The sequence below is a fragment of the Actinokineospora bangkokensis genome, assembly GCF_001940455.1.
GTDB lineage: Bacteria > Actinomycetota > Actinomycetes > Mycobacteriales > Pseudonocardiaceae > Actinokineospora > Actinokineospora bangkokensis.
In genome coordinates, this window is sequence record NZ_MKQR01000003.1 from 43,744 (window position 1) to 69,614 (window position 25,871).

Annotated in this window: 23 protein-coding genes and 1 tRNA gene; 11 read left to right on the forward strand and 13 right to left on the reverse strand. The window is 74.7% G+C overall.

The window, feature by feature from the left end; genetic code table 11:
- Positions 1–815: serine hydrolase (locus BJP25_RS01790; protein WP_408607083.1), on the forward strand; the 815-nt coding region annotated here is incomplete at its 5' end.
- Between the two features lie 27 nt (positions 816–842).
- On the forward strand, positions 843–1,898 hold the full coding sequence (locus BJP25_RS01795; RefSeq protein WP_084793596.1) for an MrcB family domain-containing protein: 1,056 nt from the start codon (positions 843–845) through the stop codon (positions 1,896–1,898).
- Positions 1,899–1,914: 16 nt separating this feature from the next.
- On the opposite strand, the gene BJP25_RS01800 is transcribed toward BJP25_RS01795, so the two are convergent.
- Positions 1,915–2,199: an Lrp/AsnC family transcriptional regulator gene (locus BJP25_RS01800; protein ID WP_075972998.1), complete on the reverse strand. Its 285-nt coding sequence runs from the start codon at positions 2,197–2,199 to the stop codon at positions 1,915–1,917.
- Between the two features lie 88 nt (positions 2,200–2,287).
- Between BJP25_RS01800 and BJP25_RS01805 the strand changes: the two genes are divergently transcribed.
- Positions 2,288–2,713 (forward strand): YbaB/EbfC family nucleoid-associated protein, encoded by a 426-nt coding sequence (locus BJP25_RS01805; protein WP_075972999.1) that lies wholly within the window; start codon positions 2,288–2,290, stop codon positions 2,711–2,713.
- Between the two features lie 66 nt (positions 2,714–2,779).
- Positions 2,780–2,863: transfer RNA gene (locus BJP25_RS01810), tRNA-Leu, on the forward strand.
- Here BJP25_RS01810 and BJP25_RS33940 read toward each other — a convergent pair.
- A complete protein-coding gene (locus tag BJP25_RS33940; RefSeq protein WP_158075582.1) occupies positions 2,845–3,018 on the reverse strand; it encodes a hypothetical protein in 174 nt (57 codons plus the stop codon). The genes BJP25_RS01810 and BJP25_RS33940 overlap by 19 nt on opposite strands.
- 595 nt (positions 3,019–3,613) lie before the next feature.
- On the opposite strand from BJP25_RS33940, the gene BJP25_RS01815 reads away from it, so the two are divergent.
- Positions 3,614–4,060 (forward strand): peptidase inhibitor family I36 protein, encoded by a 447-nt coding sequence (locus BJP25_RS01815; RefSeq protein WP_158075583.1) that lies wholly within the window; start codon positions 3,614–3,616, stop codon positions 4,058–4,060.
- Positions 4,061–4,103: 43 nt separating this feature from the next.
- On the opposite strand, the gene BJP25_RS01820 is transcribed toward BJP25_RS01815, so the two are convergent.
- The 7 genes from BJP25_RS01820 to BJP25_RS01850 are packed head-to-tail and all read right to left on the reverse strand — an operon-like array spanning position 4,104 to position 10,487.
- Positions 4,104–5,081: a CU044_5270 family protein gene (locus BJP25_RS01820; protein ID WP_084793599.1), complete on the reverse strand. Its 978-nt coding sequence runs from the start codon at positions 5,079–5,081 to the stop codon at positions 4,104–4,106.
- Positions 5,081–5,605 (reverse strand): RNA polymerase sigma factor, encoded by a 525-nt coding sequence (locus BJP25_RS01825; protein WP_075973001.1) that lies wholly within the window; start codon positions 5,603–5,605, stop codon positions 5,081–5,083. The genes BJP25_RS01820 and BJP25_RS01825 overlap by 1 nt, the downstream gene beginning before the upstream one ends.
- A gap of 53 nt (positions 5,606–5,658) precedes the next feature.
- A complete protein-coding gene (locus BJP25_RS01830; protein WP_075973002.1) occupies positions 5,659–6,117 on the reverse strand; it encodes a PDDEXK family nuclease in 459 nt (152 codons plus the stop codon).
- Between the two features lie 36 nt (positions 6,118–6,153).
- A complete protein-coding gene (locus BJP25_RS01835) occupies positions 6,154–6,804 on the reverse strand; it encodes a response regulator transcription factor (protein WP_075973024.1) in 651 nt (216 codons plus the stop codon).
- Between the two features lie 10 nt (positions 6,805–6,814).
- Positions 6,815–8,458 carry a right-handed parallel beta-helix repeat-containing protein gene (locus BJP25_RS01840; protein WP_075973003.1) on the reverse strand — a complete coding sequence of 548 codons (1,644 nt, stop codon included), beginning with the start codon at positions 8,456–8,458 and terminating at the stop codon, positions 6,815–6,817.
- On the reverse strand, positions 8,458–9,156 hold the full coding sequence (locus BJP25_RS01845) for a helix-turn-helix transcriptional regulator (RefSeq protein ID WP_075973004.1): 699 nt from the start codon (positions 9,154–9,156) through the stop codon (positions 8,458–8,460). Before BJP25_RS01845 ends, BJP25_RS01840 begins: the two co-directional genes overlap by 1 nt.
- A complete protein-coding gene (locus tag BJP25_RS01850; protein ID WP_143218830.1) occupies positions 9,153–10,487 on the reverse strand; it encodes a hypothetical protein in 1,335 nt (444 codons plus the stop codon). The genes BJP25_RS01845 and BJP25_RS01850 overlap by 4 nt, the downstream gene beginning before the upstream one ends.
- A gap of 63 nt (positions 10,488–10,550) precedes the next feature.
- On the opposite strand from BJP25_RS01850, the gene BJP25_RS01855 reads away from it, so the two are divergent.
- From BJP25_RS01855 to BJP25_RS01880, 6 genes are all read left to right on the forward strand, one after another.
- Positions 10,551–11,228 (forward strand): response regulator transcription factor, encoded by a 678-nt coding sequence (locus BJP25_RS01855; RefSeq protein WP_233157866.1) that lies wholly within the window; start codon positions 10,551–10,553, stop codon positions 11,226–11,228.
- Entirely contained in the window at positions 11,225–12,475 is a 1,251-nt protein-coding gene (locus BJP25_RS01860; RefSeq protein ID WP_075973005.1) for a sensor histidine kinase, read from the forward strand. The genes BJP25_RS01855 and BJP25_RS01860 overlap by 4 nt, the downstream gene beginning before the upstream one ends.
- Positions 12,476–12,569: 94 nt before the next feature.
- Positions 12,570–14,888, forward strand: a complete 2,319-nt coding sequence (locus tag BJP25_RS01865; RefSeq protein ID WP_075973006.1) for a fibronectin type III domain-containing protein — start codon at positions 12,570–12,572, stop codon at positions 14,886–14,888.
- Positions 14,885–15,844, forward strand: coding sequence for an AAA family ATPase (locus tag BJP25_RS01870; RefSeq protein WP_075973007.1), 960 nt, complete (start codon positions 14,885–14,887; stop codon positions 15,842–15,844). Before BJP25_RS01865 ends, BJP25_RS01870 begins: the two co-directional genes overlap by 4 nt.
- Positions 15,844–16,989 carry a DUF58 domain-containing protein gene (locus tag BJP25_RS01875; protein ID WP_075973008.1) on the forward strand — a complete coding sequence of 382 codons (1,146 nt, stop codon included), beginning with the start codon at positions 15,844–15,846 and terminating at the stop codon, positions 16,987–16,989. The genes BJP25_RS01870 and BJP25_RS01875 overlap by 1 nt, the downstream gene beginning before the upstream one ends.
- Entirely contained in the window at positions 16,989–19,100 is a 2,112-nt protein-coding gene (locus BJP25_RS01880) for a transglutaminase-like domain-containing protein (protein WP_075973009.1), read from the forward strand. The genes BJP25_RS01875 and BJP25_RS01880 overlap by 1 nt, the downstream gene beginning before the upstream one ends.
- Positions 19,101–19,156: 56 nt before the next feature.
- On the opposite strand, the gene BJP25_RS01885 is transcribed toward BJP25_RS01880, so the two are convergent.
- The 4 genes from BJP25_RS01885 to BJP25_RS01900 are packed head-to-tail and all read right to left on the reverse strand — an operon-like array spanning position 19,157 to position 25,833.
- Positions 19,157–19,387 (reverse strand): hypothetical protein, encoded by a 231-nt coding sequence (locus BJP25_RS01885; RefSeq protein WP_075973010.1) that lies wholly within the window; start codon positions 19,385–19,387, stop codon positions 19,157–19,159.
- Between the two features lie 6 nt (positions 19,388–19,393).
- Complete coding sequence (locus BJP25_RS36055; RefSeq protein WP_075973011.1) at positions 19,394–25,114, reverse strand: WXG100-like domain-containing protein; 5,721 nt, start codon at positions 25,112–25,114, stop codon at positions 19,394–19,396.
- A 15-nt stretch (positions 25,115–25,129) separates the two neighbouring features.
- Complete coding sequence (locus BJP25_RS01895) at positions 25,130–25,456, reverse strand: hypothetical protein (RefSeq protein ID WP_075973012.1); 327 nt, start codon at positions 25,454–25,456, stop codon at positions 25,130–25,132.
- Between the two features lie 5 nt (positions 25,457–25,461).
- On the reverse strand, positions 25,462–25,833 hold the full coding sequence (locus BJP25_RS01900) for a YbaB/EbfC family nucleoid-associated protein (protein WP_075973013.1): 372 nt from the start codon (positions 25,831–25,833) through the stop codon (positions 25,462–25,464).
- Positions 25,834–25,871 lie beyond the last annotated feature (38 nt).

The following is a 25,871-nucleotide window of genomic DNA, read 5'->3' on the forward strand; positions in this document are numbered from 1 at the left end:
CCACCCCCGCCGCCGCGCCGCCCCCCACCAGCCCCGTCCCGCCGGGAGCCCCCGTGACCACCCCCGCCTGCCCGGCCGGCGGCTTCGACTGCGACCTCCAGGCCCGCATCCAGGCCGCCGACCGCTACGCCGCCACCCGCCCCGGCACCGTCGGCATCGTCCTGCGCGACCGCACCACCGGCGCGGTCTGGCGCAACGCCCACGCCGAGGACCCCACCTGGACCGCCTCCACGATCAAGCTCGCCATGGTCGTCGACCTCCTGCGCCGCTCCCGCGCGGGCCAGGTCCACCTCACCCCCGCCGACCGCACCGCCATCAAGGCCATGCTCCACAGCTCCGACGACGACGCGGCCACGACCCTGTGGTCCAAGTACGGCGGCCCGGACCACACCGCCTGGAACAAGGCCTTCCCCGCCTACGGCCTGACCTCCCTGCAACCGCAGAAGGGCTACAGCAAGGTCTACCCGTACTGGGGCTTCCAGAAGTGCACCACCGCCGACCTCGACCGCCTCATGACCTACGTCCTGGAGAAGGTCCCCACCGACGACCGGGCCTTCATCGTCTCCGCCATGCGCACCGTCGCCCCCAACCAGCAGTGGGGCGTCTGGGGCGCGGGCAAGCCCGCCACCCCCGGCAACAAGGACGGCTGGTCAGAAGAAGACGGCGGCTGGGTCATGAACACCGTCGGCTTCGTCGGCCCCGGCGAGCGCTACACCCTCGCCATCATGAACAACCTCCGCGGCGCGGGCGGTTACGACGAGGGCCAAACCACCGACACCGAGATCGCCCGCATCCTCTTCAACGGCCGCTTCTAGCCCACCCCGCCGTGCCACGATCCGTGGGTGATCCAGGACGTGCTGCACCAGATCCTCGCGCTGCAACCCGACTTCAACCCCGCCCAGACCCCGGAGATGCTCAACCGAGGCCGCCTGATCCACGACGACCTCGGCGCCTGGCTCGCCTCGCAGCTACCGGACCTGACCAGCCCCACCCTGCCTGACCTGGCCGTCAACACCAGCGACGGCGTCGGGCTGCGCACCGAGATCCCCTGGGCCCGGGTCCACTCGGAGGCCCGCTCCCCCCGAGCCACCGACGGCTGGTACGTCGTCTACCTCTTCGACGCACCGGGCACGGCGGTGTACCTGACCCTGATGCAGGGCACGACCGAGTGGTCGAACAACACCGCCCGAACGCGACCTCTCACCGAACTGGCGGCCAGTTCCGCCCGCGCCCGTACAGCGCTCGCGTCCTCCTTCGAGTCCCGCCCAGACCTCCTCATGACCATCGACCTGCGGGGCAAAGCCAGCAAGCGGGCCAAGGGCTACCAGGCAGGCACCGTCGCCGCCTTCCGGTACCCGCGCGAGGCCATCCCCGCCGAGGACGTCCTGGTCGCTGACCTGCGGTACCTCGTCCGGGTCCTCGACCGCCTCCACACCCTCTTCGACACCCCGCCCGAGGTAGTCGAAGCCCTGGAGGTGGCCGACCGCACCGCCGGTAGGCGCGCCCGCGGCCAGGGCACCGGCTTGACCACAGCCGAGAAGCTGGCCGTCGAGCGCCGCGCCGTCAACGAGGCCACGGCGTACCTGGAGGGGGAGGGCTACACAGTCGTCGACGTCGGCGCCACCCAGTCCTACGACCTCGACGCCCGCCGCGGCGACGAGCACCTGTTCGTCGAGGTCAAGGGCACGACGTCAGCGGGGGAGGAGGTCATCCTGACCCGCGCCGAGGTCGAGCTCAACGCCCGCGAACACCCCAACACCATGCTGGTCGTCGTCTCGGAGATCGCCCTGGACCGCTCGGGCCCCACCGCCACCGGCGGCCACCTGCGGGTCCACCACCCCTGGCTGGTCGACCCGTCCGCCCTGACCCCGATCTCGTACCGCTACCGAACACCCTGATTGGGGTTTGTGCGCGTCAGCCCTCGTCAACGCCGATGTCGAAGGCGGCGTCAGTGTCGCGCTTGGAGTAGGCCCGGAAGGCGATGTGGGTGTCGGTGTCGAGCACCCCCGGCACCTTGCTGATCGACCCGGGGATCAACCGCGCCAGCTCCTCGTGCTCGCCCACCCGCACGACCGCCACCAGGTCAACGTCCCCCGCGCAGGAGTACACCTCCGCCACCCCGGGGATGTCGGCGATGGCCTGCGCGGTCTCCGGGATGCTGTCGGTCGCGGCCCGCACCAGCACGATCGCGGTGATCATCCCCGCCCCCTATCCCTCGGTCGACGGGTCCACCCTAGAGCACCCCACCGCTACGCTCTCCCCAGCGCCACCCAGGAAGGACGCCCCCATGCAAACCCCGGACGAGTGGCTCGCGGACTTCGAGGCCAAGGTCGCCGACCTCCAGCAGAAGGCCACCGACTTCAAGAACAACATCGAAGCCGCAGGCACCACCGAACGCTCCCCCGACGGCACCGTCACCGTGACCGTCGCCCCCAGCGGAGCCCTCCTGGACCTCCACCTCACCCCCGAGGCCATGGCCAAGACCGCCGAAGCCCTCCGGGACCAGATCCTCACCGCCACCCGCACCGCCCGCCAACGAGCCGCCCAAGAAGTAGCCACGGCCTTCACCCCCCTCGGCGGCACCAGCGACATCGTCCAGCGCATCCCCACCCCGGACGAAGCACCCCAGCAGACCCCGCCCAAGCCCACCCCGCGCGACGAGACCGACTACAGCGACACCGGCATCTACCGCGACGAAGACCGCCGCTGGTGAGCCCCCGCCAAGCCCCTCGGCAGCGTCCGGTATGCTTCAGTCCGCACCGCGAGGGCAACCTCGCAAGTCCGGGTGGCGGAATGGCAGACGCGCTAGCTTGAGGTGCTAGTGCCCTTAACGGGCGTGGGGGTTCAAGTCCCCCCTCGGACACACGCACTGGCTACACGAGAGCAGGCCATCACATTGATGGCCTGCTCTTCTCCTTGGTAGACCATGTTCACGTCGAGCGCCCGGTAGACCCGGTTGAGCGCTGGTGGCTTGCGTTCGTCCAGCGTGCGGGCGATGTCCCCGAGTGAGTCGATCATGGCGTGGACCTCGGCGGGGTCGATGGTGTCGCCGTGGCGGTGGTGGTCGATCTCGGCTTAAGCGGCCAAGCGCTCGGCCTGGGCTTGGTTGATGGGGTCAACCAGGGCTGAGGGGTCCACTTCGGCGGTGATGGCGTCGTGGAGGATGCGCAGCTTGCTTTCGGCTTCTGTCTTGCGTGCCTTGGCATTCGCCACATTCGGGAGATCGCGGTGTCGGCTCAGCGGTCATGGGGGACTCGGTTCGTGGGCCGCCGGTGTTGGCTGGGTGGATGCGGTCTGACCAGGGTCATGGTGCCGAGGCCCGCACGGGGTGGGGTTGTTTCAAAAAGGGGAGCTTTGTCGGTGGGGTTCTGGCATGATCGGGGGTGGCTCGCCTGGGGGCGAACGGATCACTGGGGATCTACGACTTTCTTGTCGGCCGGAGCCGGTCGGCGGTTTCTGCTTGCCCTCGTCGAGCCGCTTCTGATTCCTTCGGATGGGATGGGGAATGATGCGGAGAACGGTGAAGGGTGCCTTCTTGGGCGTGCTCGCGGCGATGTCGGTTGCGGGGGCTGTGCCTGCGGCGGCGGCTGGTGCGGAGGGGCACACCGCGGTCATGGACGGGAAGTCGGTCGACCTGTCGCGGGGGTGGGGTGAGGCGCAGACGTGCGTGGTGCGGTCGGAGTCCGCGCAGGTCACGCACACTGTCTGCTACCGGTCGGCGGGTGAGGCGGATGCGGCGCTGGGGGTGCCGGCGGGTGCGCAGGGGGTCTCGTCGATCCTCGACTGCCCGTCCGGGTGGCTGTGCCTGTGGGAGAACGAGTACGGCGGCGGGCGGCGGTTGCTCTTCAGCGACGAGTACGGGCACGACTTGGCGCAGTGGGACTTCGCGTACAAGACGTCGTCGTTCTTCAACATGCAGGACGGGCCGCCGATCTGCACGTCGGCGGATGACCCGGGTGAGCTGTGGGACTTCCAGTACTACAGCCTGAGGTTGGACCCGTGCGCTGGTCAGAACACCATGGGGGCGTGGAACGACCGCGCCACCAGGGTGTTCGGCTGACCGGTGGTGGTGGCGCCGCGGGCTGCGGCGCCACCACCGTTCGTCACTGGAACTCGGCGCGCACGTAGGTCTCGTACTCGACCACGGCGGGGATGGTGACGTTCAGCTTGCCTGCGGCGGAGGTCAGCATCTCTTCGTTGCCCAGGATCACGCCCGTGTCCGGGGCGATGAGAAGGGTGTAGCGGGCGGGGAGGCCGCCGTAGGCGGAGTCGAGGGAGAACGCGTCGGCGGTGCGGCCGGTGCGGTCGGTGGTTGTGCCCTGGTAGGTGATGTCGGGGAGTTGGGCCAGCAGGTTCAGGGCGGCGGCTCGCTCGGTCGGGGTGAGGACTCGGTCCCTGAGCAGGTCTTGGAGGGCGACGAGGGTCTTGACCGGGCCGATGGCGTCAGGCGGGTTCGGGCGGTGGAGGTACTGGGCGAGGGCATCGGGGTCGATCGGCGGCCTGCCCGTGCCGAAGGCGGAGGGGCGCTCGCCCGGGCCCCACGAGTCGGTGTCGGTGCTGGTGGTGGGGCCGTCCCACTCGGCTCGGTCGGCATCGTTGCGGAACTCGGGTTCGGCCTGTTCCGACTCTGCGCGGCCGGAGCCGTCGGGGTTCGCCCACGTGCGGTGGATCTCCGGGACGACGGCGGACACCGTGTTGTCCTCGGAGGTCTGGCTGTTGAGGTACCAGGCGCGCAGTTCGATGTACTCGGTGGTGCCGGTGGGCTGGGGCACACCGGACGTGCGTGCTCGTTGGGCCAGTTCGGTGAGGCGCTGGGCTGCGGGGGTCGCGGTGGCGGGCGCGGTGATGACCAGGGGGGCTGGGGTGGCGGCTGTTCCCTGGGGAGTGGTGGGGCCTGCGGCCTGGTAGGCGAGCAGGCCGACGACCGCGGCGGTCACGGTGGCCCCGGCCAGGAGCCAGCGGCCGCGGGAGGGGGCGCTGCGCTCGAACGCGGGGCGGGGCGGCAGCGGTGGTGGTTGCACGGCGGGTTCGTCGCGCATCGGGTCGAGGGGGCCGAGGAGGTCCTGGATCCGGGTTCGCATCAGTGCACTCCCTGCTCGATCGGGGTGGTGGCGGGGCGGTCCAGCGCCCGGGCGAGGCGCTTGCCCGCTCGGGAGATGCGCATGGCGGCCGTGGTCCTGGCGCAGCCGAGGGCCACGGCGACCTCGGCGGTGGTCAGCTGCTCCCAGGCCACCAGGCGCAGGACCTCCTGGTCCCGCTCGGGCAGCGTGTCGAACGCCTGGGCCACGGTCAGCCGGTCCACGACCGCCGCCGGGGTGTCCGGGGGTGGTGCGTCTGCGAGGGTGCCGACGCGGTGGGCCAGCTGGTCGGCGCGGCGGGCCCGGCGGAACTCGTTGGCCAGCACGAGCCGGGCGACGCCGTAGAGCCAGGGCAGCACGCGGTGCGCCGCCGGGAGCTCGTCGTGCCTGCGCCACGCGACCACGAACACCTCGGCGGTCGCGTCGTCCACCTCCGCCGCCGCGAGCCTGCGGCCGAGGAAGCGGCGGACGGCGTCGTGGTGGTGGCGGTAGATCCGGTCGAACGCGTCGTGCTGGTCGTCGGCCATGCCCACCTCCTGTCACCCCGCTTGTGTCCGGCACCCCGCGAACTGTCACACGATCAGCGGGAGCGGCGGGCACGTGGTCTGCGGCGGGCGAGTTCGTGGATGCGCTCGGCGGCTGCTTCGGGGTCCTCGTGCTCCCAGACGCGGAGGACCAGCCAGCCTGCGGTGGTGAGGGTCGCGTCGGTGTCCTGGTCGCGGAGGCGGATGCCGCGGAGTTTCAGGCGCCACCAGGTGCGGTTCGCCTGCGGGAGGTGGCCGTGGAGGGGGCAGGAGTGCCAGAAGCAGCCGTCGACGAACACGGCCACGCGGGGGCCTCGGAGCAGGATGTCGACGCGCCTGCGGCGGTTGGTGCCGGGTGGGGTGTGGTCGACCAGGAACCGGAGGCCGCGGCGGTGGAGGGCGCTGCGGAGGGCGAGTTCGGGGCGGGTGCCGGTGCGCTTGGTGCGGCGCATGACCGCCGCGGCTGCCGGGGTCGAGGCCGGTGGGGGAGCGCCTGGGTCGAGGAAGCGGTACATGCGAGGAGGGTCTCGCCGGTGGCCGACAGAAAGCCGTCAGGCGGGGGTGATCTGGTAGCCGACGCCGCGGAGGGTGTGGATCATCGGGGGGTCGTGGAGCTTGCGGCGGAGTTGTTTGATGACCACGTCCAGGACGTTGGAGCCGGGGTCGACCTGGGCGTCCCAGGCGGTGGTGGTGAGGGTGGTGCGGGGGACGGGGGTGCCCTGGTGGGTGACCAGCAGGGTGAGGACGGCGAACTCCTTGGCGGTGAGGGTCAGCAGGACGCCTGCGCGGCGGGCCTGGTGGCGGGCGGTGTCGACTTCGAGGTCGCCGCAGTGCAGGACCGGGGGGTGGTGGGGGACGGCTCGGAGGCAGAGGCGGCGGACGCGGGCGATGAGCTCTTCGAGGGAGAAGGGCTTGACCACGTAGTCGTCGCCGTGTTCCAGGCCCGCGATGCGGTCGGTGACGGAGTCGCGGGCGGTGAGGAAGAGGACGGGGACCGGGGGGCGGTGGCGGCGGACGTAGTCCAGGGCGTCGCCCGCGGGGAGCATGCGGTCGAAGACGGCGCAGTCGTAGGTGTTGACGTGGAGGGCTTCGTCGGCCTGGGGGAGGTCGGGGGCGGCGTCGACGGCGAAGCCCGCGCCGCGCAGGGCCGTCGTCACCGCCAGCAGGAGGTTCTCGTCGTCCTCGGTGACCAGTACCCGCACCCCGCGCACACTACGTGGCGGCCAGCACGTCGCCCGCCGTGAGGGTGCGCAGCTCGGTGACGTCGGGCATCCGGCCCAGGGTGCGCAGGCGCTGGGACTGGGCCTTGCGGATGCCCTCGAAGAGCCTGCGGGCGTCGCGGGCGTTGCCGAAGTTGGCCTCGGCGCAGATGCGGGCGAAGAAGCGGAGCAGGACCGGCGAGGCCTCGGGCTCGACCAGGTAGTCCCCGCCCGCGATCATGCGCTCGATGATGGCCAGCAGGTCGGTGGGGGTGTAGTCCTCGAACTCGATGGTCTTGGAGAAGCGGGAGGCCAGGCCGGGGTTGACGGCCAGGAAGTCCTCCATCTCCGCGGTGTAGCCCGCCACGATGACGGCCACCTCGTCGCGGTGGTCCTCCATGAGCTTGACCAGGGTGTCGATGGCCTCCTGGCCGAAGTCGCCGCCGGAGCCCGCCTGGCGCGAGAGGGTGTAGGCCTCGTCGATGAACAGCACCCCGCCCTTGGCCTCCTCGAACACCCCCGCCGTCTTCTCCGCGGTGTGGCCGATGTACTGGCCCACCAGGTCGCGGCGGGAGACCTCGCGGAACTGGCCCCTGGTGAGCACGCCCAGGGACTTGAGCAGCCCGCCGTAGGTGCGGGCGACGGTCGTCTTGCCGGTGCCGGGGGCGCCCGCGAAGATCAGGTGGTGGCTGACGGTGCCGACCGCCAGGCCCGCCCTGCGCCGCCACTCGTTGACCTGGATCTCGTCGACCAGCGCGCGCACCTCGGCCTTCACCGCGGGCAGCCCGACCATGGCGTCCAGGTCGGACAGCAGTTCGTCGAGGCCGGGCTCGCCGGTGCTGGCGGGCTTGCGGGTCGGTTCGACGACCGTGGGGCTGGCGCCCGGGGCCACCGCGATCCCCGGGGCGGCGGTGTTGTCCAGGTGGCACTCCTCCACCGAGCCAGCGCAGCCGGGGCCGAAGGACACCCCCGGGCCGCGGGTGTCGTGGATGCGGGTGCGGCGCACCGACGGCTTCGACTGCTGGGCCACGGCCACCCCCTCCGCCGCCGTGCGGGAGATGTCGCAGCCCTCCAGCACCGGGCGGGCGTAGGAGTGCACGTACACCCCGCGCTGCCCGCAGCCCTCGATGGTGCAGTTGGTCAGCACCGGGTCTGCGCCCTGGCCCACCACCACGCCGTCGCCCGCGATGTCGGTGATGGTGGTGCTGTCGACCCGGCCGGTGGAGCCGTCGACGACCACGCCCATGGTCGAGGAGGTGACCGAGCAGCGGGTGACGGCGAAGTCCGGGCAGTCGCGCAGGTCCAGCGCGGCGCCCTCGCCCGCGGTGAACGCGCACCGGTCCAGCGACAGCGACACCCGCTCCGCCCGCAGCGCCGCGACCCGGGCGCGGACCTCGATGCCCAGCAGCGCCAGCGCCCCGCCGCGGGCGAGGAGCACCGGCCAGTCGCCGCCGGAGCCGTCGAGCACGACCGCCGCGCCCTCCGCCGCGCGCAGCGTGAGCCTGCGGTCGACCAGCTCGAAGGTCTCGGCGTAGACGCCCTCGGCGATGGTGATGACGCCGTCGTCGGGCGCCTCGGCCAGCGCCGCGCCGACGGTGGGGTAGGCGCCCTGGGTGCCGGGGGAGACCAGCAGGGTCCGCGGGGGTGCGCTCGTCATCAGCCCGCCCGCTCCATCAGCCAGCCGCGGTCGGCGGCCTTGACCCCGGCCTGGAAGCGGCTGCGCGCCCCGAGCCGGTTCATGATGTCGGCGACCATCCGGCGCACGGTCCGCACCGAGATGCCCAGCCTGGCCGCGGCCGACTCGTCGGTGCTGCCCGCCGACAGCAGCGACAGCAGCTCGCGCTCGCGGGCGCACAGCTCCGCGGAGTCCGGCAGGTCCGAGGCGGTCAGCGGTACCGCGGCCGCCCACACCCGCTCGAACAGCTCGACCGTCGTGGTCACCACGCTGGGCAGCCGGAACGCCGCGGTGGCCGGGCCGCCCGCGTCGCGCTCGGCGGGCAGCACCACGACGGCGCCGTCGACGACCAGCGCGCAGGTGGGCACCTCCGCCACGGTGCGCACGTCGGCGCCCGCCAGCGACAGCGCGCCCAGCCGGGTCGCCGGGACGGGCTCGGTGCGGGCGTGGTCGGGCACCAGCACCCGGTAGCGCACGCCGCGGCGGACCGCGTCGTGGTCGACCCGGCGGACCGGGCCGATGGGGTCGCCGTCGGCGAGGTCGCTCATCACCAGCACCTCGCGGCGGGCGGCGCCCAGCAGGGCCTCCACCCCGGCGTGCGAGGGGCCTGCGTGCGCGCGGCGGGCGGGGAGCACGCTGACCTCCCGGGGGCCGGTGGGACGGGGCAGGGCGCGGGTCATGGCAGGAACGCTCCGATCGGCAGCGAGGCGGCGACGCCGCGGGAGTGGGCCCCGTCGAGCCGGACGAGGCGGGCACCGGGGGGCGCGGCGGGGGTGGACAGCAGCGCCCTGGCGGCGGTCGCGGCGTCGGCCACGGCGGACTCGGTGGTCGCCGCGACCCGCACGACCAGGCTCGGCGCGGCGGTGGCGCGGCCGGTGCGCGCGCCCAGGGTGACGGTGGTGGCGGCGCCCGCTGTGGTGGCGAACAGCGCCGCCACCAGCCGCCGGGTCTCCTCCTCGGTCAGCAGGTCGGCGCCCTCCAGCCGCAGCACCGCCTGGCAGACCGGGCCGGTGCGCCAGAACCGCCAGTCCTCGCGGACCTCGGTGCGCCCGCCGGTGACGTGCGCCAGGCCCGCCAGCGCGGCGAACGCCTGCTCCTCGGGCAGCACCTCCACCGGCGCGCCCGCCCGCCGGGCCGCCCGGCGGACCCGGCGCACCGCGTTGCGCAGCACCAGGGCCAGGTCGGCGTCGCGGGGGATCTCGACGGTGCGCGCGGCGTGCACGGCCAGCCACACCTTCGGCGGGCCCGCGCGGCGCACGCCCGCGTGCAGCACCACCTGCACCCCGAACTCCTGGCCCTCGGTGCTGGGCAGCAGCGCGGCGGGCAGCGGCAGGCCGCGCACCGGGTCGGCGCGGTCGTCGGTGAGGCGCAGCGGCGCGGCCAGCCCGCCGGGGTGGCTCACCGTCATCGCCGGGCCCTGTCCGGTCGCGGTGGTGCGCACGGTGGCGCCGGGCAGCAGCAGGTCGAGCAGTGCCGGGGTCTTGCCCGCGCTCTCCGGCAGGTCGCGGCGGCGCTCGCGGGACAGGTGGCCCAGGCCAAGCACGCCAAGCTCGTAGAGCCAGCGGCCGCCGACGCGCACCGAGGTCGCGGCCAGCAGCAGCGCCGCGGCCACGCAGGTGCCCACCAGCACCGGCCACGGCCTGCCCAGCGCGAACAGCACCGCCACGACCGCGACCTGCCAGCACACGACCTGCGGGACCGTGAGCAGCCCCAGCAGCTCGCGCACCGCGCGGCCGCGCTGGGACCCCGGTGGCCGGGGCGGTGGTGGCGGGGGCACGGCTGAGCGCACCCGCGGCCGGGCAGCGGGCAGTCCCGTGGGCCTGGTCAGGTCGTCGTCCACCGCCGCCGCGGCCACCGCGGGCGTGGCGCCCGCGGCCGCGGGCACCACGGCGCCCAGCACGAGCGGCGCGGCGGGCACCACGGCCGCGCCGCTGCTCGTCGCGGCTCGTTCCTGCCAAATCCCGCGCGGGTCGTCGGCCACCGCGCGGGGAGGCGTTACCGTCTTGCCCACAGCTGCCCCCGTCCGTCCGTCTCCCGCACGACGGTCCGACAGGACACATGAGGTTTTGATGACATGACGCCCCCGATGCGCGTCCTGGTCGTCGAGGACGACGAGGACCTGCGGGTCGCGGTCGCCGCGGAGCTGACCGGCTCGGGGGCCGCGGTGACCACCGCCGCCGACCTGGCCACGGCCGACGCGGCGCTGGCCGCGCGCCCGTTCGACTGCGCGGTGTTCGACCGGATGCTGCCCGACGGCGACGCGCTGGGCTACGTCCACCGCAGGCGCCAGGCCGGGTGGGTGCTGCCGGTGCTGTTCCTGACCGCGCGCGACAGCGTGGCCGACCGGGTGGCCGGGTTCGAGCACGGCGGCGACGACTACCTGGTCAAGCCGTTCGCCGCGGCCGAGCTCAGCGCCAGGGTCCGGGTGCTGGGCACCCGCACCACCGGCAGGCCCACCGTGCTGCGGGTGGCCGACCTGGAGGTCGACAGCGCGCGCCGGGCGGTGCGGCGCGGGGGCGTGCTGCTGACCGTCAGCGACAAGGAGTTCGCCGTCCTGGAGTACCTGGCCGTGCGCGCGGGCGAGGCGGTGACCCGCAGCGAGCTGATCGAGCACTGCTGGGACGCCGCGGCCGACCCGATGTCCAACGTGGTCGACGTGGTGGTCAAGCGGTTGCGGCGCAAGCTGCGCGAGCCGGAGCTGATCCACACCGTGCGCGGCCGCGGCTACCGGCTCGCGGACCCGGGCCGGTGACCCGCTCCTCGGCGGACCGGCTGCGGCGGCTGCGGCTGGTGCTCACGCTCGTGTTCACCACCGCCAACACCGCGGCCCTGGTCGTGTTCGCCTGGCTGTCGCTGGCCGCCGACCAGCGCGAGGGCGAGCAGCGGCTGGACGCCGAGCTGGACCGGACCACCGGCATCGTCAGCAGGCTGGTCAAGGACGACGGCGGGGTGCTGGTCACCGCCGCGGTCAACGACGACGAGGTCGACCAGTCCTGCCCGCAGTTCGCCGTGGTCGCCCAGGGCGGCACGCGCAGCTCCGGGCGCCAGTGCGTGCCCGTCGACCCGTCCGTCGTCACCGCCCTCGCCCAGCAGGCCACCACCTCCGGGCGCAGGCTCTCCGGCTACCAGAACGCCACCGACGGCGGGCTGGTGCGCATCGCGGTCGAGCCGTTCCGGATGAAGACCGGCCAGTACGCGGGCGCGGTCGTCGCCATCGCCGACGCCGAGCCGGAGCAGGACCGCCACGACCGGATGGTGCTGCTGGTGGTGATCGGCTGCGCGCTGGCCGTCGGGGTGCTGGGCCTGGGCGGGCACGTGCTGTCCGGGCGGGCCATCCGCCCCGCCGCCGCCGCGCTGGAGCAGCAGGAGGTGCTGCTCGCCGAGACCGCGCACGACCTGCGCACCCCCGTCGCCGCCCTGCGCGCGCTGGCCGAGACCGCGCTGCGCAACCCCGGCGAGCGGGCCGAGCTGCTGCCGCGCACGGTGCGCCTCGCCGCGCGCATGGGCGGCATCATCGACGGCCTGCTGGTGCGCGCCCGGCTCGCCGCGGGGGTCGACCGGCTGGCCCTGCAACCGGTGTGGCTGGACCAGCTGGTCGCCGGGGTGGTGGAGGAGACGCCGAGCGAGGGCGCGAGCGTCACCCTCACCGCGGCCCCGTCCAAGGTGGTGATCGACCCGATGCTGGTGCAGCGGGCGATCGGCAACCTGCTCGACAACGCCCTGCGCTACGGCCGCCAGCCCAACCAGCTGGCCATCGTGCACATCACCGTGGCCAACGGCCGGGTCACCGTCGCCGACCACGGCCCCGGGGTGGACGCCGCGCTCGCCGAGGAGGTGTTCGACCGGTTCCGCACCACGTCGTCGAGCGGTTCGGGCGCGAGCGGGCTCGGGCTGTCGATCGTTCGGTGGGTCGCCCAGTCGCACGGGGGTTCGCTCGCCGTGCACAACGCCGAGGAGGGCGGCGCCATCTTCGAGCTGATCCTCCCGCCCGCGCCCTGACCGGGGCCTGCCCGGCCGGAAGGGGGCTGTCCGGAAGCTGTCAAAGGCTGTGGGCAGGTCACAGGGGTGGCCCCGGTGAACTACGGTGTCCGGCATGTCGGTGAAGTCCGCGCGGGGGGCTGCGGCGGTGACGTGGCGCAGGCGCGTGCCCGTGCTCGCCGTCGTCGCCGCCTGCGCGGCCGCCGTCGTCGCGGCCGTCACCGGGGTGGCCAACCCCGTCAGCGCCGTGGAGTTCCTGTCCCCGGGCCACTGGGTCTACAACGTCGCCTCGGGCACCGCGTTCCACGTCGACGGGTCCACCTCGCGGGTGGACGCCGAGGTCGGGGTGGACGGCCACCCGGGCAGCGGGCAGGTCGTGCAGGGGGAGACGAGCGGGTTCGTCGTCGGCGACTCCCGCTACACCGAGTTCGGCAAGTCCAGCCTGCACGTGGTGGACGTGCGGGACGCGCCCGTCACCGACGAACTCCCCGTGGCGCTGGAGGTCAGCGGCGGGCCCTACCTGGTGTACCGGCGGGCGGGCGTGGTCGTGCGGCTGGGGGGCAACCCCGGCGTGATGCCCGCGGGCGGGTCCGTCGGCGACCCCGTGGCCACCCCGGACGGCACGGTGTGGGTGCCCAGGACCGACGCCGGGCTGCTGTGCCGGGTGTCGCGTTCGGACACCGGCATGTCCTGCCCGACCCCGCTGCCCGCGGGTGCCCGGGGTGGGCTCACCGTGGTCGGCGGCAAGCCCGTCTTCGTCGACACCACCCACGACCGGCTGCACCCGGTGGAGCCCGACGGCCTCGGCGCCCCGCGCGCGGCCGGTGTGGACATCCCCGACACGGCCAAGGTGGCCCAGGCCGACATCGAGGGCCGCATCGCCGTCCTCGACCCCGACGGCCCCGGCATGGTGCTGCTCGACAGCGCGGGCATGGACCCGGCGCGCTCGGCCGGGGACCCGGTCGACGTGGCGCTGACCGCGGGGGAGTGGGACGGGCCGGTGGCCGCGGGCCGCGTCGTCGCCGTGCTCGACCGGGCCACCGACACCGTCACCACCTACGACTCCGGCGGCACCCGGGTCAAGGACGAGCGGCTGGCGCCCGAGGCGGGCGAGCCGCGCCTGGCCCGCGGCGAGGACGGCCGCGTCTACGTCGACGGCGCCCAGGGCGAGCACGTGCTGGTCGTCGACCGCGACGGCGCCATCACCCCGGTCGACATCGGCGCCCCCGACGAGCAGCCCGGCGGCGGCGACCGCACCGGCGCCGAGGAGCGCGAGGAGCCGCCGCCGCCCGCGCCGCCGACCACCACTCAGGCGCCCCAGCCGCCGCAGCCCCAGCAGCCGCCCAGGACCAACGACCGGCGGGTCGAGCGCGCCCCCGAGCGGCCCACCCAGGACGCCGCGCCCCCGGCCCAGGACGTCCCGCCCGCCCAGGACGGCCCGCCCGCGACCACCCGGCCGGTCGAGCCGCCGCCGACGACCACGCCGCCCCCACCACCTCCGCCACCGCCGCTGCCCGCGACCCCGCCGGGCGCGCCCCCGGGCGTCACCGCCACGGCGGGCAACGCCTCGGCCGTCGTCAACTGGGGCGAGGCCGCGCCGAACCGCTCACCCGTCACCGCGTACACCGTCACGTGGCGGGGCGCGGGCGGTCGGAACGGCACCCTCAACGCCGCAGGGGGCGCGCGCACGGCCACCGTCGGCGGGCTCACCAACGGCGTGGCCTACAGCTTCACCGTCTCCGCGACCAACGCCGCGGGCACCGGTGCGGCCACCGCCGCCGCGAGCCCGGTGACCCCGACCGCGCCCACCCCGCCGCCCGGCACCGGCCCCGGGCCCGGGCCCGTGACCGGACTGGTCGTCGACTACGACCGGCAGGCGGGCACCGCCCAGCTGTCCTGGAACGAGCCCGACCTGCGCGGCTACCCGCTGCGGCACTACACGGTCAAGGCGACCGGCGCGGAGAACCAGTACATCCAGGAGCGCACCGCCACCTTCACCGGCATCCCCGACAACGGCGGCACGGTGACCTTCTCGGTGCGCGCGGACTCCACCGGCCCCGACGACACCACCCAGACCGGGGAGACGGTGACGCACGACGAGCCCGCCACCCCCGGCGGCGGTGGTGGTGGGGGAACCATCCGCATCAGCCGCGGCGCGCAGACCACCGAGTACTGCGGCGACCTGGCACCGGACTGCGCGTGGATGCGCGTCGTGCTCGACGGGTTCGAGCCGGGCACCACCGTGGAGCTGATGCCGCACTCGTCCGACCCCGCCTACAGCAACCCCGGGTCCACCCAGGACACCGACGGCGGCGGGGGCTGGACGGGCGAGCTCTTCGCCTACGGTTCCGTCGGCCGGGAGGTCTACGTGACCGCCGAGCTGCCCGACGGCACCGTGATCGAGTCGAACCACATCACCTGGGAGGCGGGGTGAGCCTGCCCACCGCGGGTCAGGTCTACGAGCTGGTGGCGGCGAACGTGCAGGGGGTCGTGCGCGGCAAGCCGCAGCTCGTCCGGCTGGCCGTCGCCGCGCTGCTGGCCGAGGGGCACCTGCTCGTCGAGGACGTGCCCGGCCTGGGCAAGACGACCCTGGCCCGGTGCCTGGCGCGCAGCATCGGCGGGAGCTGGAACCGCATCCAGTTCACCCCCGACCTGCTGCCCGGCGACATCACCGGCGTGGAGGTCTACAACCAGGCCTCCGGCGCCTTCGAGTTCCGCCGCGGCGGCGTGTTCGCCAACGTCGTCGTCGCCGACGAGGTCAACCGCGGCACGCCGAAGACCCAGTCGGCGCTGCTGGAGGTGATGGCCGAGCGGACGGTCACCGTGGACTCGGTGCGCCACGAGGTGCCCCGGCCGTTCCTGGTGGTCGCCACGCAGAACCCGATCGAGCTGGAGGGCACCTACCGGCTGCCCGAGGCCCAGCTCGACCGGTTCCTCATGCGGCTGTCGGTGGGCTACCCCGACCTCGACTCCGAGGTGCTGGTGGTGATGAGCGACTGCGCGGGCGTCGGCCCGGACGAGCTGCGGCCGGTGGTGGACGTCCCCACCCTGCGCGCGGCCACCGAGCAGGTGCGCGCCCTGCACATCGACCGCGCGGTGGTCGAGTACGCCGCCCGGCTCGCCGCCGCCACCCGCGAGCACGTGGCGCTGCGCTACGGCGCCAGCCCGCGCGGCAGCATCGCCCTGGTGCGCGCCGCCCAGGCGGTCGCGGCCACGCACGGGCGCGGGTTCGTCACCCCGGACGACATCAAGGAGGTCGCCAAGCCCGTCCTGGAGCACCGGCTGATCCTCACCGCCGAGGCCGAGCTCAACCGCCGCGGCACCGCCGAGGTCGTCGACGAGGTGCTGGCCGCGGTCCCGGCGCCTGCCCTCGGCCGCCCGGGCGCCTGATGCCGCGGGTGACCCGCCGCGGCGCGGCGGTGCTCGTGGCGGCGGTGCCCGCCTACGCCCTCGGCGAGTGGGCGGGTTACCCGGTGCTGCGGGCGTTGGCGGGCGCGGGCCTCGGGGTGGTGCTCGCCGCGCTGGTCATCACCGCCCGCCGCCCGCGGGTCGTGGTGACCCGCGCGGTGTACCCGGACCGGGTGCGCCGCGGCAAGCCCGCCTTCGCCCGGCTCGCCGTGCGCAACCCCACCGCGGCCCGCCAGGGCGGCTTCGACGCGGGCGACCGGGTGGGCGTCGGCTTCCACGCCGTCGCCGTGCGCGCCCTGCCGCCAGGCGCCCAGGCCGTCTACCACTACGAACTGCCCACCCTGCGCCGTGGCCGGTTCACCGTGGGGCCGCTGACCCTGCAGCGGGTCGACCCGTTCGGGCTGGCCGTCGGCAGGCTCACCACCGGCGACACCACGACCATGTGGGTGCACCCGGCCGTGCACCCGGTGCGCGCGGTCGTCGGCGGCCACCCCCGCCACCACCACGAGGGCACCACCACCGACGACTCGCTGCGCGGCTCCACCGACCTGCGCGACGTCCGCGAGTACGTCCCCGGCGACGAGGTGCGCCTGCTGCACTGGAAGGCCACCGCCCGCACCGGGACCCTGATGGTCCGCGAGTACGTCGACCCCGAGCAGCCCCGGTTCACCGCCGTCCTGGACACCCGGGCCGACCTGGTCGACCCCGAGCGCTTCGAGGAGGCCGTCGACCTCGCCGCGTCCCTGCTCGCCGCGGCGGCCGCCGCGGGCCACCGGTGCAGGCTGGTCACCCCGGGCGGTCTGGACGTCGGCGTGCACGGCGGCGGCCAGGGCGCGGTGCGGCCACTGCTGGACGAGTTGTGCCTGCTGGACCGCGAGCCGGGGACGGTGCCGCTGGTGCCTGGCACGTTCGCACGCTCGGACAAGGGCGGGCTGCTCGTGGTGGTGCTGTGCGGCGCTCGACAGGACGACCTGTCGCTGATCGCCGCGTTGCGCTCGGGGTACGCCAGCGCGGTCGTGGTGGTGGTGGGCTCGTCGGTGGACGTGCCTGTGCCGGGGGTTCGGGTGCTGCGTGCCGACGACGCGCGGTCGGCTGTGCGCCGGTGGAACGAGGTGGTGGCGTCGTGATGACGTCGAGGCGCCTCGCTGTCGGCGCTGTGCTGGTCGCCTCGGTGGGGCCCGCGTTGCTGTTCGCCCCGGTGTTCGGCGTTGCCGCGCTGCTGCTGCCGTTGCTGGTGGTCGTGGTGGCGGTGTGGGGGGCGTGGGAGGCGGCTTCGCGGTGGGCCGCCGTGGAGCCGTGGCGGCCCGTGCTGGCGCTCGCGGTCGGGCTGTTGGGTCTGGTGTGGACGCTGTTGTGGGGGACGACGGTCGCCGGGCTGCCCACGGGTGCGACCGTGCAAGCGCTTGCGGAGGGGGTGGGCCGGTCGTGGCAGTTGACCTTGCAGTCGACCTGGCCCGCCCGCCCGGACGCCGAGCTGCTGCTGTTCGTGCCGCTGGCGGCGCTGGTGGCCGCGGTGGTCGCGGTGGAGGTGCTGGTCCGAGGGCGCTGGCCGCTGGCCGCTGTCGTGCCCGGGCTCGCTGTGCTGGTGCTGAGCCAGACGTACTCCGCGCTGACCGGGGTCGTCGCGCTGGTCGTGGGGGTGTGCTTCGCGGCGGTGGCGTGCGTGCTGGTGGCCGCTGTGCGTGCCGCTGACGGGACCAGCCCCGCCCGGCACGCCGTCGGTGCGGCCGTCGCGGTGGTCCTCGCGCTGGTTGCCGCGTCCGGGGCCGTCGCGCTGGACCCGGCGGACCGGCCCGCCTTCTCGCTGCGCCAGAACCAGAACGCGCCCGTCCCGCCCCAGCGCCTGGCCAACCCGCTGACGGAGGTCGCCGAGCGGCTGCTGTCCCCCGATCAGGAGGTGTTCCGCTACACCGCGGACGGGCCCGTCGACCGCTGGCGCCTGGTGGTGCTCGACGAGTTCGACGGCGCCAACTGGTCCCCGGGCGAGGACTACCGGCGGATGGGCACCCGCCTGGCACCGGACGCCGAGGTGACCGCACCCACCGACCGGCGGCACGCCGACGTGGTGCTGACCGGCGCGGGACCGTGGCTGCCCAGCCAGGCCCTGCCCGCGGACGTCAGCGGTCCCGCTGTGCTGGTGGACCAGACGACCGGCGCGCTGCTCGCGCCCGACCGGGGGGCGCAGGTGCGGTACGGGTTGGGGTGGTGGGAGCCCCGGATCGACCCGGATTCCCTGTACGGGGCCGGGATCGACCCGCACGTGCGCTACGGGGGCGTGGGGGCGGTCCCCCCGGCGGTGGCGGAGCTGGCCCGCAAGGCGGTGCGCGACCTGCGGCCGACGTTCCGGACCGCGCTGGTGCTGGAGGACTTCCTGAGCCGGGAGTACGCGGTCGCCACCGACGACCTGCCGACCGGTGCCGGGTGGCCCCAGCTGGAGCGGTTCCTGCTGCGCGACAAGCGCGGGACGAGCGAGCAGTTCGCCGCCGCCTACGTCGTGCTGGCCCGGGTCCTGGGCGTCCCGGCCCGGATCGCGGTTGGGTACCGGGCGCCCGCGGCGGGCGCTGACGGGTCGGTGGTGGTGCACAACGGCGACGTCCTCGCCTGGCCCGAGGTCGCCGTGGATGGTGTCGGCTGGGTTCCGCTGGACCCCAGCGGAACCGCGACCGGGTCCGGGGGCGGCTCGAACGCGCTGGCCGACGTGACGGCGCAGGCCCGAGCGAAGCTGCCGCCGCCCGAGCAGTTGGTGGACCCGGAGGTCCCGGAGGAGGCGCCGGAGCAGCCCGCGGAGGCCGGCGGGCCTGGGCTGGGACTCCCGCTGCTGGTGGTGCTGGCGGTGGTTGTGGGCTTGGCGGTGGTGGTGCCTGCCTGCGTGCCCGTGGTGACGGCGGTGCGGGCGTGGCGTCGGCGGCGGCGTGGGGGGAAGGCTGCTGTGGTGGGGGCCTGGGCTGAGGCGCGCGACCGCTTGGGGGCGCACGGGGTGGCGTGGAGCCGGGGGATGACCGTGCGGGACCTGGTGGGGGCGTCGGCGGGGGTTGGCGGGCCTGGGGTGGAGACGGGGCTGCGGGCATTGGCGGACGCTGTGGACCGGGCGTTGTGGTCAGGAGAGGGGGTGGGCGCCGGGGTGGTGGACGAGGCGTGGGGGGCTGTGCGGGACGTGCGGAAGGGGTTGGCTCGGCGGCCTTTGTGGGCCCGGGTGCGCGCTGCTACGTCGGTGTGGGGGGTGTTGGGGCGGCGGTAGGTGTTGGTTCGGCTTGTCCCGGAGAACCCCGGGTCTTCCACTCGTTGAACCGCAGCTCAGCTCTGGTGCACCAGCCGCTCCGGCGCGACACCAGAGCCCACCCAGGACCGGGCCAGCGCCGAGGCGGCCCCCCGGAACACCCCGTCCCGCACACCATCCACGGGTGCGATCGTCTCCGTTCCCTTGTCCAGCACCAGGTGTCGCACGGCACCCCCCTCCGCCTGGAAGCGGTAGCGCACGTCCGCCTCGGTCTCGGCTTCCTTCACCAGCTCAACGCGCATGGCCACGAGCAGTCACCTCCACGGCTCCGAGTAGTCCTCCCGGCTCGACGGCGGGACTCGATCCTCCCACCGGGACACCTGGTTGGCGGCCTCGTGGGCTTCCCGGTAGGTGGCGGACGGGTTGTCCCGCCAGTGGCGGGCCTCGGCGAGTTCGTGCTCCAGGAGGGCGACGTCCTCGGGGAGGGCGCGGCCCGCGCGGAGGCGCAGCCAGGCCTCGGCCATGTCGGCGTTGGGGTCGAAGCGGGCGTGGACCGTCGTGCCGTCGGCGGCTTCGAGGGGGTGGGTGTCCTCGAAGATGTGGCGCTTGACCCGCTCCACCTCCGAGCGGGTGAAGCCGCGGGTGCCGTCGGGCCGGGTTCTGTCGGTGAGGTGCGCGACGATGGCGTTGACGTCGTCGGAGGTGCGGATGGCCTCGTAGGCGTCGGTGGCCCAGCGGTCGGTGCGCTCGTAGCCGCGGATGGTGCCGTCGTCGGGTGGGCGGGCGCCCCCGGTCTGGCCGGGCAGGGGGTGCTGGCCTGGGTCGTCGGGGCCGGGGTTGTCCGGGGCTGTGCCGTGCAGGGCCGCGCGGACGGCGTTGTCGTGTTCGGAATCGGGAGGGATGGAGGTGCCGTCGAGGATGAGGACCCGGTAGTCGGAGCGGAGTCGGTGCAAGGCGCGTTCCACCACGCGCCGGGAGCGCCGGGCGGCCTCGGCGTCGGCGGGGGTGGTGCCGGGGTCGGCCGCGCGGGCGTCGAGGGCGCGCAGGCGGTCGGCCAGGACCTCCATGCGGTCCAGGGCGGCCAGGCGTTCGCGCAGGATGCCGAAGGGGCCGGGGCGGGAGTACAGCTCCTCGCGCTCCAGCCGCACGGACGCGGAGACGAAGTCCGGGTAGCCGGGGTGGGCCGCACCCAGGTCGACGGGGATGCCCACCGGGCGCGAGGGCGGGGTGCCGTGCTCGATCAGCGCTGCCTGGCGGGCGGCGAACTCGGTGAGGAAGCGGGCCAGCGCGGCGCTCTCGGCGCTGGTGGTGAGCCGGTCGCCCGCTTGGCCGGCGGCCGCCTCGTAGTCGGCGGCGGTCTGCTCGGCGCGGCGGAACAGGTAGCGGCTCACCGAGCTGGCCAGCACGCCCGTGCCCGCGGCCGCGCCGACGATCACGCCTGCCCAGGGCTGGTGGAACAGCGCCGTGCCCGCGACCATCGTCGCCACGGTGGTGCTGGAGGTGAGGGCGCCGTGCCACAGGTGGGCGCCTAGGGTGCGCATGCCCCGGGGGCGCTGCTCCGGCAGTGACGCGCGCAGCTGCTCGGCGGCTCGCTCCACCGCGTCGCGGGCGGGGGAGTGCGCCTGCGCCTGCGGCGGGAGGCCCGCGCGCTGCTCCAGCAGGCTCACCTGGTGGTCGATCGCCGTGAGCACCGCCCGCGCCTGGGCGGTGTCGACGGCGAGCTGGTCGAGCTGGGCGGTGGCGGCGTCGTACTGGCGCTGCTGGGCGGCCGCGGCCGAGTCGGCGGTGGCGCGCATCCGCTCCAGCAGCGGGTTCGCGATCGACCCGACGAGGAACCGCAGCACCGCCACCTGCAACGGGCCGTCGAGGTTGCGCAGCATGCCCTCCAGGCCGCGGGCGAAGGTGCCCACGCCTTCCGGCAGCGCCGCCGCCACGTACGGGCCCAGCGGCAGGGTCGGAGTGACCGAGTCGGAGGTCGCCGGGGTCGACGGCGCGCCCGCGGGGTACGGGGTCGCGCCCGCCACGCGGTTGAGCCGGTCGAGCAGCACAGACAGTTCCTCGGCGAGGGCCTTGTCCGCCGCTGCCCGCAGGGCCGCGGCCTCGCGCTTGATGCCGTCGGAGACGGCGACCGAGTGCTCCAGCTCGCGGGTCATCAGCCACCGGTCGGCCACGGCCGCGAGGGCCCCGACCGCGATGAGCCCCGCCTGCCCGACCAGCGCGATCGGCGGCAACCCGAGCAGCAGCAACGGGGCGGCGGCGACCGTGCCGCCGACAGCGGGGAGCACCCGGGGCAGCATGCGGTTGCGCAGCGGCTGCACCGGCTCCGGCCGCTCACCCGGCTGGAACTCCCGCGCGCCCGGCCGCACGTCGCCGGGCACCCGGTCCAGCAGCGGCGCGTACTGGCCGCGCATCAGCTCCGCGGCGTCGCGCTCGCGGACCTCGGTGGCCCAGTCGTTCTGCGCGTTGGACACCTCGCTCTGCCGGGTGGCGAACCACCGGTGGGCCCACGTGCCCACGGCGGCCGTGCCCAGCGCCGCCACCCCGACCGCGATGCCGCCGATCGGACCCGCCTGCGGGGCGGCGGTCAGGATCGCGGCGGTGCTCGCCAAGGTGCCGGGCAGCGCCTGCATCACGGCCTGGTGCACGTAGGCGCGCAGCGGCGGCAGCGTGGTCGGGTCCTTGGTGGCCCAGCGCGGCCGCTTGGCCAGCAGGTCGCCGCGCTCGTCCAGGATGCGCGCGACGTCCGGGTCCAGCAGCGCCCGCCGCTCCGCGTGCCCTGGCTGCGCCTCGTTGAGCCCGAGGTGCTCGACGAGCGCCCGCATCTCCCCCGCCACGGCGCGCCTGCGCGCCAACCGCGCCTCGGTGAGCCGGGAGTCGAGCGCCCGCAGCTCGGCCTGACGCCCGTGGTCGGCTGGCGAGAGGCCGGTGTCGGTGCCGGGGAACCGGTGTTCGGCCAACCGGTCCTGAGCGATGTCGTTGCCCCCGAGCCTCTGCGCGATCTGCGCGACCGCGTCGACCACGACTTGCTCCACCGCGCTGGGCGGGAGCGCGGTCGACACGACGACGCGCCCGGCCACGCCGTCGACGGCGAAGTCGGCGGGGTGGTCGTCTGCGGTCGGCCCGCGCAGCACCGACACCACGACGGTGTGACCGCTGCGCAGCTCGACGAGGAACCGCCCCGCCCCGAGCGGTTGCACGGCGTCGACCTCGGGGATGCCCCGCAACCGCCCGAGCACGGCGGAATCGGGGACGATCCGCAGGTCGGCGGGGGAGTCGGGGGCGATGTCGAGGTCGGAGTGCGGCACCGGGGCCACGTGGCCGGTGAACGACGGCCTGCCGCCGCCGCGGGGGTCCGGCGGGTTGGGCGGCGGCGGAGGGTCGTTGTCCTGAGTCGGGGGAGGGGCCGGGGTGTCAGGGGCGGGCGTTGTCGTGCTGGGAGAGCGGCGCGGAGCTGCTTCCGCAGTGGGGGGTGGAGTGGCGGGGGACGGTTGGCTGTCGTTGGTGGGGGACGGTGAGGTGTTCTGCTGCGAGCGCGGGGGAACAGCGCGTGCTGTGTGCTGCCCGGCCGTGGGAGTTGCCGTGTCTGTGGAGCGGCGAGGGGGGTTCGGCGCGGCGGTGCCGGGGGTGGGTGCGGGAGTCGCTGTGTGCGGGGTGCTGTGGGGCGTAGCTGCGCTGGGGGGCGTGGGAGCGGCGCGGCGGGGGTTGTGGGGTGCAGTCGTGTTGGCGACGGGGGTGGTGCCTGTGGTGCTGGTGCCGGTTGGGGAGGAGACAGTGCGGGCCGGGGGGTTTGGGGTGGGAGCGGGGGACTGGGCAGTGGGCTGCGGTGTGGGGGTTGGGGTGCCTGCGGGGAGCGGGGCGGCGAGAGCCTGCTGGGTGGTGGTGTTGGGAGTTGCGGTGAGGGTTGGGGCTGTGGCGGAGGTTTCGGAGGATGGGGCCGTGGTGGCGGCTTCGGGGGTCTCTGCGGGGGGTGGGGTTGTGGATGCTTCTTGGGGTGGCGTTGAGGGGGTGGCTTCTGGTGCTTCGGTGGTGGGGTTGTTGGTGGTGCGGCGGGGGGCTTCGGTGGTGGTGTGGGTCGAGTTGGCCGTGGTGTGGGTCGGGGGAGCTGTTTGTGCTGTCGGGGTGGCGGGTGTGGGGGTGTTGGGGGTTGCCGCTGCGGTGCCGGTGAATCCGACGGTGGTGGCTGCTGGGGGGATGGCGCCGTGGGGAGTTGCGTTGGTGTCGAGTGCTGCGCTGGTGGGGGTTTGTTGAGTGGGGGTAGTGATCTGTTGTGCTGCGGTGTTGGCGTCTGCTTCGGTGTGGCGCGCGGGGGAGCCGTTGCTGTCCACTGTGGAAGCGTTGTGGTGGGTGGGGTCGCCGGTGGTGCTGGAACCGTTGGTGGTGGCATCGGCACCGCTGGTGGCTGTGGTGGTGCCGTGGGGGTCGGTGGGGCTCGGGTCAGCGGTGGTGGCGCCGGGGTGGGTGGGGCTGTGGGTGGTGGGGGCGCCTGCTGATGAGCCGGGGTGTGCTGTGGCGCCGGGACCTGCGGGTGGGCCGCTGGTGTGGGCGGCACCTGGCTGGGTGGCCGGGCCGCCTGTGCTGGCCGCGCCGGGAGTGGTGGTGGGGCCACTGGTGTGGGTCGCCCCTGGGTGGGTGGCTGGGCCGGTTGCGTTGGAGGTGCCGGCGTTGATAGCGGTGGGATCGGTGGTGGGCGCGCTGGTGTGGGGGACGCCGGTGTTGGTGGTGGGGGCGCCAGTGTGGGCGGTGCCGGTGCTGGCGGCACCGGGGTTGGTGTGGGTGGCGCCTGGGTTGGTGGCGGCGCCGGTGTGGGTGGCGGCCGGGTTGGCGGTGGTGGCGGTGGAAGCGCTGGGGGAGCCGCCTGCGGTGGTGCCGGGGTCGGTGGGGGCTGTGGTGTTGGGGGCTGTGGCGGTGGGGGAGCCGCCTGGGGAGTGGGCTGGAGTGCTGGGGGTGGCCGAGGTGGGGTCGGCGGCGGGGGCGGCAGGGGCAGGAGTGGGGGGTACGGGGCCGGAGCCGGTGTCGCCCCAGGCTTCGAGGGCGGGGACGGGGCCGAGGTTGGGGGCGCGGCCGAGGTTGCCCAGGTTGAGCTCTTGGACCGTGGAGACGGTGTGGGCGCGCATGCCGCCGATGGCGGCCGCGGGGATGGCGCCGTCCTTGAGGGCTTTGGCGTAGGCCTGGCCGTCGAGGATGCTGGTGCCGTTCTGCGTCGACTGCACCACGTGGTTGGCCGTGGGGGACACCACCGCGTTCTGGGCCGCGGCACCGGCGGTGGCGGCGGCGATGCGGCCACCGGGGGTGGTGGGGGTGGGGAGGTTGAGGCGCTTGCCCACCGCGCCCGCTGCCGTGCCGAGACCTGAGCCGAGGGCGCCGCCGACCGCGCCGGTGACGGCCGCGGTGCCGAGTTCGGCGGCGTCGATGCCGTCGGCGCGGCCTTCGGCGATGCGCATGCCCTGCTGGGCGAGGTTGAGCACGGTCTCCTCGACGGCCTCGCCCGCGATCTCGAAGCCCGCCATGGTGCCGCCGCGGGTGAGGGTGGCCAGTGCGCTGACCGCGCCGGTGCGGAAGGCGCCCGCCGAGGCGCCCGCCGCGCGCATGACCAGGGCGGAGAGCCTGCCCGCGACGGCCCTGGCGAGGGTGTGGGCGAGCAGGGCGCCGCCGGGGAGGGCGGAGAGGGCGATGTAGAGCGCGAGGTTGACCGCGATCTCGATGAGGATCGAGTTCTTGGTCTCGCGCAGCGCGGTGCCGTACTGCTGGGCGCCGTCGGCGAGGCCGCGCATGGCCGTGGCCAGCTCGCGGTAGTTCTGCCCGAGCACCTTGCCGCTGTCGCTGTACTGGATCCCGGCCAGGTCCGGCCACGCCCCGGGCACCCGGCTGAGCCAGGTGTCGATCAGCTGGGCGCCCTGCTCGACCTGCTCGGCGGCGGACTTCCACGCCGCCGCGAGCTGCCAGGCGACGTCCTCGTCGTCCGGTGGCCACAGCTGGTCGATGGAGTAGTACTTGACCGTCTCCCAGAAGCCGTAGCTGTCGTTGGGCTCCCGCATCCCCACGGTGGGCCCCTAACCGCCGAAGCCGCCCGCGCTCTGCTGGTCGGCCTGCACGTAGATGCCGACGCAGCGGTGCCCGAGGTCGACGCTCTGGGTGACCGCGTCCCTGGTCTGGTCCATGCCCGCGGTGATCTGGTCGACCGACGGGTTGTACTGGCCCGCCACGGCCACCCCCATCGGGCCGTTGCCGAGCTGGCTGTCGAGGCCCGCGATCTCGCCGAGCTTGCCGCGCCACTGCGCGTCGAGCGCCGAGCCCGCCTGGCCGATCGCGTCGACCGCGGCCTCGGTGAGGTCGGGGAACATGTCGATGCCGCCGCCGTCGCGGTCGATGCCGGGCACTGCGATCACCTCTGCTTCCGGTCGCGGCGCCGGTCCAGCAGCCGCAGGGCGGGGTCGAACACCGGGTCCAGGCCCGCGCGGTCGCGCTCGGGCAGCAGGCCCGCGGCGAACCGGGTGGCCTCCAGGCGGGAGCGCTCGGTGGCCGCGCGCACCGCCTCCAGCACCGAGGCGGCCAGCGCGGCGGAGTCCGGGGCGCGGAACACGCGCGGGTCCAGCTCCAGCTCCACCAGCTGGCCCCGGCCGTCGACGGTGGCGGTGGCGTTGCCGTCGCCGGAGCAGCCGGTCGCCCGGATGCCGTCCACGCCCTCGCGCAGCGCGATCACCTGCTCGGTGAGCGCCTGGTGCCCGCCAGCCGCACTGCCGTCCGCCCCGATCACGGGCCCACCTCCGGTGCCGTCGTGCCGACAGCCTCACC